Origin of the sequence: Alterluteimonas muca (assembly GCF_021191595.1) — a bacterium.
Lineage (GTDB): Bacteria > Pseudomonadota > Gammaproteobacteria > Xanthomonadales > Xanthomonadaceae > Luteimonas > Luteimonas muca.
Genome location: NZ_JAIWPS010000020.1, coordinates 1 through 12,892, shown reverse-complemented (window position 1 = coordinate 12,892; position 12,892 = coordinate 1). Strand labels below are relative to the sequence as shown.

Genomic DNA, 12,892 nt, shown 5'->3' with positions numbered 1-12,892 from the left:
GGGTGTGCTCCCCCGGGCCGGAGTCCGCGTCCCGCTACCCCGGCCGGCCGCCGGCCATCCATGGCCGGCTGGGAGCACACCCCGCGGTGCACGCGACGGGCTCCGACGCTCGTCGGCTTCGGTATGGAGGGCAGCAGCGGTGCCGCTGATGATGCCGTGGCACGGGCGGCAGCCGGCCCAGCGGCCGGTTCCGGTTGTAACCGCCCATGCTCGTGCCGCCAACAACTGCGGATGGAGATGGACGACACCTCAGCCGAAGTCGTCGGTTGACGATCCCGCAGATGCAGCCGGTGCACTGCCGCCTACCCGACCCCGATGGCGACCCCAACGGCGCGGAACTGCGCGTGCTCGACCTCAGTGCGGCGGCCTGACGTTCTTCGACGTTCTTCGACGTTCTTCGAGGTTCTTCGCTGTTGCTCTTCGTCCCGACGCGACGACAGGTCGGGCCCGCCGCGGACGCAGGGGGATGTCCAGAGCCGGCCATGGATGGCCGGCGGCCGGATGTGGGAGCTGGACGCGGAGATATCCGGCTGGGCATCCCCCTGTGGCCGCGGCGGGCAGCCGGGACTCTCGACGAGCCGCATCTCGATCGGCGAAGAACCACGCACTGCAGGCGCTTGGAAGGACCGTCAGGCTCTGATCGCGAACGCGAGGCGCCCGGACATCGCCCTCACCCGCCCTGCGGCGCAGCCTCTCCCCGCGCCCCCGGGAGAGGGTACGGCGCCTATTCCCGCGGCGGCAGCACCGTCAGCACTTCCTCGACCGTGGTCAGCCCCTGCGCGACCTTTTCCGCGCCGGCACGGCGCAGCGTTCGCAGCCCGCCGCCAACCGCTGTACGGGCGAACGTGGCCAGTTCCATGTCAGGACGGATCATCGCGCGCAGCTGCGGAGTGACCGGCATCAGTTCGTACAGGCCGACCCGGCCCTGGTAGCCGGTGTTGCGGCACTCCAGGCAACCCACCGGCACGTGTGGCTGGCCTGGCGGCACCGGCTCGCCGGGATCGAGCAGCGCCATCCAGCCGCCTTCGGGCACCTCGCCCGGGCGTTTGCAGTGCGCGCACAACGTGCGCACCAGCCGCTGCGCCAGCACGCCATTGAGGGTGGACGCGATCAGGTAATGCGGCAGGCCGAGGTCGAGCAGGCGGGTGACCGCGGAGGGCGCGTCGTTGGTGTGCAACGTCGACAGCACCAGGTGGCCGGTCAGCGAGGCCTGCACCGCCATCTGCGCGGTATCGAGGTCGCGGATCTCGCCGATCATGATGATGTCCGGGTCCTGCCGCAGCAGCGTGCGCACGCCCTGCGCGAAGGTCAGGTCGATCGCGGCATGAACCTGGGTCTGGTTGAGCTCCGGCGCAACCATTTCGATCGGGTCTTCGACGGTGCAGACGTTGACGTCCGGCGTCGACAGCCGCCGCAGCGTGGAATACAGCGTGGTGGTCTTGCCCGAACCGGTGGGGCCGGTGACCAGCACGATGCCGTGCGGGCGCTGCACCAGTTCCTCCCACGCCGCCGCCTCGCCGGCGTCGAAGCCCAGCTGCCCGATCGGCTTGAACGCGGTGTCGGGGTCGAAGATGCGCATCACGCACTTCTCGCCGAATGCGGTCGGCATGGTGGACAGCCGCATCTCCACCTCGCGCCCACCCGGCGAACGGGTCTTGATGCGGCCGTCCTGCGGGCGCCGGCGCTCGGCCAGGTCCATGCGGCCGAGCACCTTGATCCGCGACACCACCGCGGTCATCACCGGTGGCGGCATCTCGAACACCTTGTGCAGCACACCGTCGATGCGGAAACGCACGCGGCCGAGGTCGCGCCGTGGCTCGAGGTGGATATCGGAGGCGCGCTGTTCGTAGGCGTACTGCAGCAGCCAGTCGACGATATGGACGATGTGGTGGTCGTCGGCATTGACGTCGCCGGACTTGCCCAGTTCCACCAGCTGCTCGAAGCTCGGCGCCTCGCCGCCGCCACCGGCACCGTCGCGCTGCTCGCGCGCGCCGCGCAGCGAGCGGGTGACGCCGAAGAAGTCCATCGTGTAGCGGTTGAGGTCGAGCGGGCTGGCGACCTCGAGGGTGATGTCGCGGCGGAGCAGGCGCTGCAGATCCGGCAGCCAGTCCAGTGCCAGCGGTTCGCTGGTGGCGATCAGCGCGCGGTCCGGCCCGACTTCCAGCGGCAGGATGCGGTGGCGGCGCGCGTACGCATGCGAGATCAGCTCGGTGACGCCGGCGACATCCAGCCGGGTCGGGTCGATGCGGCGGTAGCTCAGCCCGGTGCGCGCGGCCAGCCATTCGGTCAGTGCCTCCAGCCCCAGCTCGGTGCCGGCACGACGGGCCGAGGCCAGCTTGAGATTGGCCAGCAGCACCAGCGGATGCACGGTGTCCACGCCGCGCAGGTGACGGCTGCCGGCATGCGCGCGTGCGGCTTCCTCGGCGCTGATCAGACCATCGGCGGCCAGCGCATCGATCAGCGGCGCGATCGCCAGCCGTCCGGGCGGCAGCGCCGCGGGGGCCTGGGGGCGTTCGGTGCGTGCTTCGCTCAAGGACCGGCTGCCGGGAGTGCGGAGGGTGCGCCGTATACTAGCGCGCCCCATTCGCGAGCCTGCCGACGATGTCCGCACCCACGTTCCAGGAGCTGATCCGGCGCCTCAACGCCTACTGGGCGGACCAGGGTTGCGTGCTGATCCAGCCACTGGACCTCGAGGTCGGCGCCGGCACCTTCCACCCGGCCACCTTCCTGCGTTCGCTGGGGCCCGAGCCGTGGAACGCCGCCTACGTGCAGCCCTGCCGCCGCCCCACCGACGGCCGCTACGGCGAGAACCCCAACCGCCTGCAGCGCTACTACCAGTACCAGGTGGCGATGAAGCCCAGCCCCGACAACATCGTCGAGCTGTATTTCGAATCGCTCAAGAGCCTTGGCATCGACCCGCAGGTGCACGACCTGCGCCTGGTCGAGGACAACTGGGAATCGCCGACGCTCGGCGCCTGGGGCCTGGGCTGGGAGGTCTGGCTCAACGGCATGGAAGTGACCCAGTTCACCTGGTTCCAGCAGGCCGGCGGCCTCGAGTGCAAGCCGGTGCTGGGCGAGATCACCTACGGTCTCGAGCGGCTGTGCATGTACCTGCAGAACTGCGACAACGTCTACGACCTGGTGTGGACCCATGGCCCCGACGGCGCGCCGGTGCACTACGGCGACGTCTACCACCAGAACGAGGTCGAGCAGAGCCGCTACAACTTCGAGGTCGCCGACGTGCCGGAGCTGTTCCACCGCTTCGACGCCTGCGAGGCCGAGGCGCTGAAGCTGGTGGAGCTCGACCTGCCGCTGCCGGCCTACGAGCAGGTGATGAAGGCCAGCCACAGCTTCAACATGCTCGACGCGCGCCGCGCGATCTCGGTCACCGAGCGCCAGCGCTACATCCTGCGCGTGCGCCGGCTGTCGCAGGCGGTGGCGCAGGCCTACTTCGCCCAGCGCGAGAAGCTGGGGTTTCCGGGCCTGAAGCAACCGCGGGCGGCCGCGGCCTAGACGATTCTTGACCCTTCTCCCGCCTGCGGGAGAAGGTGCCCGAAGGGCGGATGAGGGCAGCCCCCGGCCCAGGCCGCCACACCGGCACGCCACATCCGCGCCCTTATCCGGCGCTGCGCGCCACCTTCTTCCGCTCGCGGGAGAAGGGTCCAGACACGAATGCGAAGGCTCCATACATGACCGACATGCGACCCCTGCTTATCGAACTCGGCACCGAGGAACTGCCGGTCCGTGCGCTGCCCGGCCTGGCGCAGGCGTTCTTCGATGGGGTGGTCGGCGCGCTGGAAAAGCGCGGCATCGCGGTCGAGCGTGGCGATGCGAAGCCGCTGTACACGCCGCGGCGGCTTGCCGTGCTGCTGCCGGGCGTGGCCACCACCCAGCCGGAGCAGCGCTCGGAAGTGCTGGGGCCGTACCTCAACATCGCGCTGGATGCCGAAGGCCAGCCCACGCGCGCGCTGCAGGGCTTCGCGCAGAAGGCCGGGGTCGAGTGGACCGCGCTCGAGCGCACCAGCGACCAGAAAGGCGAGCGCTTCGTGCACCGCGCGGTGAAGCCGGGCGCGCACACCGCGGCACTGCTGCCGGCGGTGCTGGCCGAGGCGATCGACGCGATCCCGGTGCCCAAGCCGATGCGCTGGGGTGCACACGGGTGGGCATTCGCGCGGCCGGTGCACTGGCTGGTGATGCTGCTGGGCGAGGAAGTGATCGCGGCCGATGCGTTCGGCTGCACGGCCGGCCGCGACAGCCGCGGCCACCGCTTCATGCATGACGGCGCGGTCGTGATCGCGCGCCCGGACGACTATGTCGATGCCCTGCGCGCGGCAAGGGTGCTGGTGGATCCCGACGAACGCCGTGCGCGCATCGTCGACGAGGTGACGGCCGCCGCCACGGCTGCCGGTGGCACTGCGCGCATTGATGCCGACAACCTCGCCCAGGTCGAGTGCCTGGTGGAGTGGCCGAAGGCCGTGGCCTGCTCGTTCGAGCCGCAGTTCCTCGCGGTGCCGCAGGAGGCGCTGGTCGCCACCATGGAGGCCAACCAGAAGTTCTTCCCGGTGCTGGGCGCCGACGGCCGGCTGATGGAGCATTTCATCGGCATCGCCAACGTCGAATCCACCGACGTGGCCGAAGTGCGCAAGGGCTACGAGCGCGTCATCCGCCCACGTTTTGCCGACGCCCAGTTCTTCTTCGCCGAGGACATCCGCCAGGGCCTGCCGTCGATGAACGCAGGGCTGGCCACGGTCACCTACCAGGCGAAGCTCGGCACGCTTGCCGACAAGGTGACGCGGGTGGCCGCGCTGGCCGAGGCGATCGCGCCGCAGGTGGGCGTGGACGCCACGCTGGCGCGCCGCGCCGCGGTGCTGTCCAAGGCCGACCTGCAGTCGCGGCTGGTCAACGAATTCCCCGAACTGCAGGGCATCGCCGGGCGCTACTACGCGCTGCAGGATCCGTCGCTCGATGACCTCGCCATCGAGGACCGCAGCGCACTGGCCAACGCCATCGACGAGGCCTGGCAGCCGCGCGGCGCCGGTGACGACATCGCGCTGTCGCCGCTGGGCAAGGTGCTGGCGATTGCCGAGCGCCTCGACACGCTGGCCGGTGGCTTCGCCGCGGGCCTGAAGCCGACCGGCAACAAGGATCCGTTCGCACTGCGCCGCAATGCGCTGGGGCTGGCGCGCACGATCATCGAGTCGGGCTTTGATCTTTCGCTGAGAGACCTGCTGATCGATGCCCTGACGGCTGCAACCGACGCAATCTCGATCACGACCCTGCGCGGCAAGGTCGACGTGGCGAATGACGCGACGACGAAGGGCGCTGCCGTGGTCAGCGTCCAGTCCAACGCCCGCAGTCTGTCGATCGACGCGGTTGACGAGCTCTACGACTTCATCCTCGACCGCCTGCGCGGCTACTACGAGGACCGTGGCGTGCCGCCGCAGCATTTCGCCGCGGTTGCCGCGCTCAAGCCCGCGTCGCTGTACGACTTCGACCGCCGCATCGATGCCATCGGCAACTTTGCCGCACTGCCCGAGGCCGAGGCACTGGCCGCGGCCGACAAGCGCATCCGCAATATCCTGCGCAAGGCCGATATCGACGTGCCGGCACAGGTGGACCCCGGGCTGTTCACCGAGCCTGCCGAGCGCGCGCTGGCCGAGGCGGTGGAAGCCGTCCATGGCGAGACCACGCAGGCGCTGGCCGATGGCGACTACGTCGACGCACTCGCGCGGCTGGCGCGGCTGCGCCCGCAGGTGGACGCGTTCTTCGACGCGGTGATGGTCAATGCCGACGACATGGCGGTGCGTGCCAACCGGCTGGCGCTGCTGAAGCGGCTGGGCGGGCGGCTGGGCAGCGTGGCCGCGATCGAGCAGCTGTCGGGCTGAACCCGCAGCCGCCTCGACGCGTCAACCGGGCATCGCATCCGCTTCGGTATGCTTCCGCGCATGCGTGCCCCCCAACGCGTCACCCCGCCCCGCCCGCGTCCCGCCATCCTCCGTGCCGTTGCCTTCGCCGCGCTGCTGTCGCCGGCGCTGGCGCAGGCGATCGAGGTCGGTGAGGTCAGGATCATCGGCCTCGACGAGGAGATGGCCGAGAACGTGCGCGTCTCGCTGTCGCTCGAGCAGGCACAGGGGCGCGATGTCTCGTTCCGCCGCCTCGCCTACATGCTGCGCGAGGCCGAGGACGAGACCCGCGAGGCGCTGGAGCCGTTCGGCTTCTATTCGCCCACGATCACGGTCGAGCGCGAGCCCGTCAACGGCAATGGTGGCGGCAGCGGCGACCCGCGGCGCGGCCCGGTCACGGTGACCATCACCGTCGATCCCGGCGAGCCGGTGCGCATCCGCCATTCCAGCATCGCGATCCTCGGCGAGGGCGCGGGCGACCGTTACCTCGCCGAGGAACTCGACGCCTTCGCCCCGGCCCCCGGTGCCATCCTCGACCACCCGGTCTACGAGGCCAGCAAGAACCGCATCAGCCGCCGGCTCGCCCAGCGCGGCTATTTCGATGCCGACTTCAGCGCGCGCCGGGTCGAGGTCACCCGCGCCGATCATGCCGCCGACATCGAGCTGGTGTGGACCAGTGGCGAGCGCTACGGCATGGGCGCCACCACGTTCACGCAGACGCCGACGGAGATCATCGATCCCGGCCTGCTGGAGCGGCTGGTGTACTGGGAACAGGGCGAGTACTACCACCAGGGCCGCCTGGACCGCCTGCGCACCTCGCTGCAGCGCCTCGACTACTTCAGCACCATCAGCATCAACCCGCAGCCCGAGGAGGCGGTCGACCGCCAGGTGCCGGTGCAGGTCACGCTGACCCCGGCGCCGCGCAAGGTGCAGACCGCCGGCCTGTCCTATGGCACCGACAGTGGTGCCGGTTTCCGGCTGGGCGAGGAGCGCCGCTACGTCAACCGCCGCGGCCACAAGGCGCTGGTGCAGCTGGACTGGGCGCAGCGCCGCAAGACCGCCACGCTGCAGTACCGCATCCCCGCGTTCGCCTGGCTTGATGGCTGGTATGCGATCAGCCTGCAGGGTGCCGACGAACAGACCCGCTACATCGACAGCCGCCGGCTCGAACTGGTCGGCAGCCGCACCGGCCAGTACAGCCGCACCCTCAACCTGGTGGCCTCGCTGCATGCGTTGCGCGAGCGCTGGGGCTATGTGGTCGACGACGGCGACGACGCCACCGAGGAGCCGCCGCTCGATTACCGCTACGCCACCTTCCTGTATCCATCGCTGCGCGCGGAGTACGTGGACGTCGACGACCGCCTGTTCCCGCGCGAGGGCATCGGCGGCAGCCTGGTGCTGCGCGGCGGCGTCGAGGGCGTGGGCTCGGATGCGAGCTTCGCCCAGCTGCACGCACGCGCCACCTGGTACCGCGGCATCGGCGAGCGCAACCGGCTGATCGTGCGCGGCGAGCTCGGCACCACGTCCACCGGCGCACTCACCGACATGCCGCCCAGCCTGCGCTTCTACGCCGGCGGCGACCGCAGCATCCGCGGCTACGACTGGCGCGAGGTCGGCCCGCGCATCGGCGACTTCGCGATCGGCGGCAAGCACGTCACCACCGCCAGCGTGGAGTTCGAGCACTACTTCGCCAACAGCTTCGGCTTCGCGGTGTTCGCCGATTCCGGCAGCGCCTATGACGACCGCCCCGACTGGCGCACCGGCGTCGGCGTGGGCGTGCGCTGGGCCTCGCCGGTGGGGCCGCTGCGCTTCGACATCGCCCGCGGGCTGGATGCGCCCGATTCCCCGTTCACCCTGCACCTCGATATCGGGACCTCGTTCTGATGGCGGTCTTCGAAAGTCAGCGCGACGGCGAGGCCGCGGCCGCGCGCGAGGCGCGCATCGCCGAACTGCGTGCGCGCCGTCGCAAGCGGCTGCGCTGGCTGGCGGTGCGTTCGGGCATCGTCATCGGCGTGCTCGGGCTGCTCGCGGTCGGGCTGGTGTACTGGCTGCTGACCACGCTGGGCGGGCGCGACTTCCTTCTGGCGCAGATCCAGGCGCGGCTGCCGGCCGGCACGGTGTTCGAATGGCGCGCGGCCGAAGGCCCGGCGAGCGGGCCGCTGACCCTGCACGACGTGCGCTTCGTCTACCAGGCCTGCCCCGACCGCGACGAGGAGCCGGTGCCGTTCGGCGACTGCGACGAGCCGCTGACCCTGTCGTTCGAGGCCGCGCGGGTGATGCTCGATCCGGACATCCGCCCGCTGTTCGGTCGCCGCCTGCGGCTGGACGCGCTGGAAGTCGACGACGCCCGCCTGCTGCTGCCGCCCGGCAGCGACGAGCCCTTCGAACTGCCGCGCTGGCCGGACTCGCTGCCACAGATCGGCCCGCTGCCGCTGGCGCTGCAGGCCGATGCGATCGATATCCGCGGTTTCGAAGTGGTCGGCGCGGAGGGCCCGATCATCAATGTGCACCGCGCCACCGGCGCGCTCGATGCCAGCAACGGCGCGCTGCGCGTCGACAACCTGGTGGTCGACAGCGATCGCGGCGCCTTCCGCGTGCATGGCGAGTACCTGCCCGACCAGGACTACCGCATGGACCTGGTCGCCAGTGCGCTGCTGCCGGCACCGGCCGGACGCACGCGGCCGCGGCTGGGGCTGGTCGCCCGGGGTGACGTCAACGACCTGGCGATCGCCCTGCGCGGCTACGCGCCGGCACCGGTGGCCGTCGACCTCACCCTGCGTGGCGGCGAGCGCCCCGGCTGGCGCCTGGGCGTGGATGCGGAATCGCTCGACCCCGGCCTGCTGGCGGGCGGCGAACCCGGCGCCACCCCCCTGAGCCTGCTGCTGGCCGCCGACGGCGTGGGCGGCGAGGCCAACCTGCAGGGCCGGATCGGCTTCGGCGAACTCGAAGCCGTCATCCACCCGTCGGTGGTGCAGCTCGAGGAGCAGGTGCTGGAACTGCGCCCGTTGCGCGTGGATGCGCTGGATGGGCGCATCAGCCTGCGCGGGCGCGCCGACTTCAGCGACCGCGAGCGGCCACAGGGCCGGTTCTCGCTGTCGGCGCGCGACGTGCAGTGGCGCGGCAGCGCAGACGAAGCCACCGGCGAGGCCCCGCCGGCGGTGATCGCCGATGCCGACCTCGGCCTGGCCGGCGCGCTGGACGCGTGGGCGGTGATCGGCAACGCCCGCGTCGCCCGCGGCGCGCAGCAGGCCGATGTGGAACTCGACGGACGCGGCAATGCCGACGGCATGCAACTGCGCACGCTGCGCGCGACCATGCCCGAGGGGCGGCTCGACGGCCGCGGCAGCGTGACCTGGGCGCCGACGCTCGAATGGCGGCTGGACGCCGAACTGGCCGGTTTCGACCCCGGCTATTTCCTCCCGGACTGGAACGGCCCTATCGACGGCACCCTCGCCAGCACCGGCGACACCCGCGACGACGGCGGTCTCGACATCCTTGTCGACGCGCCACGTCTTGCCGGCACCCTGCGCGGCCGCCGCCTGGCAGGTCGCGCGCAGGTGGAACTGCACGGGCCGGCGCAGGCCGCCGCGCCGGACGCCGGTTTCGACTTCGCCGGCGACATCGACCTGCGCCTGGGCAACAGCCATGTCGTGGCCCGTGGCGAAATGGCCGAACGGATCGACGTCGAGGCGCGCCTGGCGCCGCTGCAGCTCGACGACCTGCTCCCCGGCGCCGGTGGCCGCATCGAGGGAACGCTGCAGCTGGCGGGCCCGCGCGCCGCGCCCGGCATCGAGGCCGACCTCACCGGCCGTGACCTGCGCTGGGGCGAGTACACCGCCGGTTCGCTGCGGTTGCTGGGTGACCTGCCCGGCGGGCGCGGCAACGGCCGGCTCACGCTGGCCGCGCAGTCGGTACAGGCGGGGGTGCTGCTCGACAGCGTCGGGATCGAGGCCCGCGGCCGCATCGACGCGCTGGAGGCCAGCGCGCGCGCGCGCGGCGACATCGGCGCGCTCGACCTCACCGGCAGCCTGCAGCGTGCGGGCCCCGGCTGGCGTGGCGCGCTCGATGCACTGCGGCTGGCGCCCTCGCGTGGCGCGGTCTGGAACCTGCAGTCGCCGGCACGTTTCGCGCTGGGCGGTGGGCGCTGGCAGGTCGACGAGTCGTGTTTCCTCGGCACCGATGGCGGCTCGCTGTGCGTGGCCGCCGACTGGCCGCGCAACGGGCTGACCGCCAGCGGCCGGCAGCTGCCGCTGGCACTGGTGGAGCCGTGGCTGCCGCCGCGCGAGGACGGCACGCCATGGGCGCTGCGTGGCCAGGTCGCCATCGACGCGCGGCTGCGCCCGGCCGGCAACGGCTTCGCCGGCAACGTGGCACTGACCTCCGCCGATGGCGGCCTGCGCTTCAGCCCGCGCGCGCGCCGCGACGTGGTCTCGTATTCCGACCTCGCCCTCGACGCGACCTTCGACGCCAACAGCCTCGAGGCGACGCTTGCCACCGGCATCGACGACACCGGCCGGGTGCGCGCCGAGCTGCGCACTGGCTGGGACGCGTACGCACCGCTGTCCGGACGCCTGGACGCGGACATCGACAACCTCACCTGGGTGGAGCTGTTCTCGCCCGACATCGTCGAGCCGCAGGGCCAGCTGGTGGCTCGGGTCACCCTCGCCGGCACCCGTGCGGCCCCGCAGATCGGCGGCCAGGCGGAGCTCACCGGCTTCAGCACCGAGATCCCGTCGCTGGCGATCGCCCCCAGCGACGGCAACCTGCGCCTGGATGCCGGCGCCGACGGCAGCGCGCGCCTGGCCGGCAGCCTGCGCTCCGGCGAGGGCACGCTGCGCATCGACGGCAGCCTGGGCCTGACCGGCCAGGCGCCGATCGTGCTCAACCTGCGCGGCAGCAACGTGCTGGTCTCCGATACCCGCGACCTGCGCGCGGTCGCCGATCCCGACCTGGTGGTGCGCATCGCCCCAGGGCAGCCGATCAGCGTCTCCGGCGAGGTCACGGTGCCCGAGGCAAGGCTGGACCTGGAGCGCCTGAGCGAAGGCGTGTCGACCTCGCCCGACGTGGTGGTGCTCGATCCCGTCGACCCCGAGCAGGGCCCGCCCAGCGGCCTCGGCCTCGACCTGGTGGTGGTGCTGGGCGACGACGTCGAGCTCAACGGCTTCGGCCTGACCGGCGAGCTCGGCGGCCGGCTGCGCATCCGCCAGGTGCCGGGCCGCGAGATCATCGGTCTGGGCGCGCTCGATGCCAGCGGCCGCTACGAGGCCTACGGCCAGGAACTGCAGATCACCCGCGGCGCGTTCACCTGGAGCAACGACCCGATCGCCGACCCCGTGATCAACCTGCGCGCCGAACGCCGGATCGAGGCCGAGGAGCTGACCGCGGGGATCGACGTGACCGGCCGGGTGTCGTCGCCTTCGGTCGAGGTCTGGACCGATCCCAGCCGCGACCAGTCCGAAGCGCTGGCCTACCTGGCGCTCGGACGGTCACTGACCACGGTCACCGGCGCCGAGGGCGAGCAGCTGGACGCCGCCAGCGCCGCGCTGTCGGCGGGCGGCGGCATCATCGCCTCGCAGCTGGGCAGCCGGCTCGGCCTCGACAGCGCCGGCGTGGGCCAGTCGCGGGCGCTGGGCGGCAGCGTGCTCGGGATCGGCAAGCAACTCTCGCCGCGGCTGTACGTCGGCTTCGGCGTGTCGCTGCTGGGCACCGGCCAGGTGCTGACCCTGAAATACCTGCTGGGCCGCGGCTTCGACGTCGAGATCGAGTCCAGCACCCTGGAAAGCCGCGGCTCGCTCAACTGGCGTCGGGAGCGGGACTGACCAGCAAAAAGGCTCTTCCCCGCTCCCGGGGAGTTCCCTCCGGGTGCCCGGGACCGGGAAGCCGGGAGCCGAGCCAGAGCCGGCTGGAACCAGCGCCAGGTCGGACGAGGGCGTGCGTGGGGCGAGGGCACAGGCCGGACCAGTCGCCGCCGGTGGCAAGGTGACGGGCATCATCCGTAGCACCTGGTCGCCGGGCGACGGCGCTTGCGGCGGCTCGCGCGCGGGTGGGCGAGGACGAGAGCGCGCGTCGGCGAGGGCGCGGGTGGTCCACCGCGGCCACAGGCGGATGCCCAGCCGGATATCTCCGCGTCCTGCTCCCACATCCGGCCGCCGGCCATCCATGGCCGGCTCTGGACATCCGCCTGCGGCCGCGGCGGGCCCCGAGCCATCATCGCGTTCGGGAAGAAGGTCAACAGCGAAGAAGGTCGGGTCCTCGCGGCAGTCACGATTTCGGCTGCCGCCGTTGCCTCCGCCGGTCCTGGCGAATGAAGGACGGGAGACTGTGACCGCTGAAGGCACGAGCGTGGCCCGGTTGGAGACGACATCGGGAGTAACGCTGTGCTCCCCGTGCCGAGCCGGCGAATGCAGGAGCCCCGTCGCGTGGAGAAGCGAGGACAACGCCCCCGTGCACGATGGACAGCGGGCGCGCAACGAACCAGGAACACGGTGGCCCTAAGGCACCGTCAGCCGTACGACATCGCCCGGAGTCGGGCGAGGGCCCAATAAAAAGGTTCTTCGCGGATTAGCGGGGAGCATTTCACGGTCACCGTTACGCTTGAGGCCTGATTTGCAGGGCTCAGGGTGAGGGCATGTTCGACCGGAAGACGATCGAGAAGCTTGGGGGCTGGGAAGGCTACCGGGTGGAGCGGATTGCATGGCCCGAAGGTGACAGTCGAACTGTCACGATCCACCTCAAGCCGTCGTCGCGGACGATGCACTGCGCGCATTGCGGCAGCCGATGCCGGCAGGTCCACGAGACCACGCTGCGCCGGGTGCGGGACCTGCCGCTGATGGCGTTTCGCGTTGCGCTGGTGGTGCCTCGTCGGCGCGTCTGGTGCGATCAGTGCGGCGGCGCGCGACTGGAGAGGCTCAGTTGGCTGGGGCGCTACCAGCGCGTCACCGACCGGCTGGCCGAAGCGGTCAGCCAGTTGCTGGTCTCCAGCAACATCC

Annotated in this window: 6 protein-coding genes; 5 read left to right on the top strand and 1 reads right to left on the bottom strand. The window is 71.4% G+C overall.

Going from position 1 to position 12,892, the window contains the following annotated elements; translation table 11 throughout:
• Nucleotides 1–724 precede the first annotated feature (724 nt).
• The gene (locus LDO11_RS15550) at nucleotides 725–2,533 is read right to left on the bottom strand and encodes a GspE/PulE family protein (RefSeq protein ID WP_232142340.1); all 1,809 of its coding nucleotides are present in this window, start codon (nucleotides 2,531–2,533) and stop codon (nucleotides 725–727) included.
• A gap of 68 nt (nucleotides 2,534–2,601) precedes the next feature.
• Between LDO11_RS15550 and glyQ the strand changes: the two genes are divergently transcribed.
• The 5 genes from glyQ to LDO11_RS15525 all read left to right on the top strand — a co-directional run.
• Nucleotides 2,602–3,513 (top strand): glycine--tRNA ligase subunit alpha, encoded by a 912-nt coding sequence (gene glyQ / locus LDO11_RS15545; protein ID WP_129137048.1) that lies wholly within the window; start codon nucleotides 2,602–2,604, stop codon nucleotides 3,511–3,513.
• A 176-nt stretch (nucleotides 3,514–3,689) separates the two neighbouring features.
• Nucleotides 3,690–5,885: a glycine--tRNA ligase subunit beta gene (glyS, locus tag LDO11_RS15540; RefSeq protein WP_232142339.1), complete on the top strand. Its 2,196-nt coding sequence runs from the start codon at nucleotides 3,690–3,692 to the stop codon at nucleotides 5,883–5,885.
• Between the two features lie 60 nt (nucleotides 5,886–5,945).
• Complete coding sequence (locus tag LDO11_RS15535; protein WP_232142338.1) at nucleotides 5,946–7,787, top strand: autotransporter assembly complex protein TamA; 1,842 nt, start codon at nucleotides 5,946–5,948, stop codon at nucleotides 7,785–7,787.
• Complete coding sequence (locus tag LDO11_RS15530) at nucleotides 7,787–11,722, top strand: translocation/assembly module TamB domain-containing protein (RefSeq protein WP_232142337.1); 3,936 nt, start codon at nucleotides 7,787–7,789, stop codon at nucleotides 11,720–11,722. Before LDO11_RS15535 ends, LDO11_RS15530 begins: the two co-directional genes overlap by 1 nt.
• Nucleotides 11,723–12,531: 809 nt before the next feature.
• The coding region (locus tag LDO11_RS15525) for a transposase family protein (RefSeq protein ID WP_232142336.1) at nucleotides 12,532–12,892 on the top strand (361 nt) is incomplete at its 3' end.

Coding starts and splice junctions, on each gene's coding strand:
- LDO11_RS15535 (WP_232142338.1), top strand. CDS start 5,946: ATGCGTGCCCCCCAACGCGTCACCCCGCCCCGCCCGCGTCCCGCCATC.
- glyS (WP_232142339.1), top strand. CDS start 3,690: ATGACCGACATGCGACCCCTGCTTATCGAACTCGGCACCGAGGAACTG.
- glyQ (WP_129137048.1), top strand. CDS start 2,602: ATGTCCGCACCCACGTTCCAGGAGCTGATCCGGCGCCTCAACGCCTAC.
- LDO11_RS15530 (WP_232142337.1), top strand. CDS start 7,787: ATGGCGGTCTTCGAAAGTCAGCGCGACGGCGAGGCCGCGGCCGCGCGC.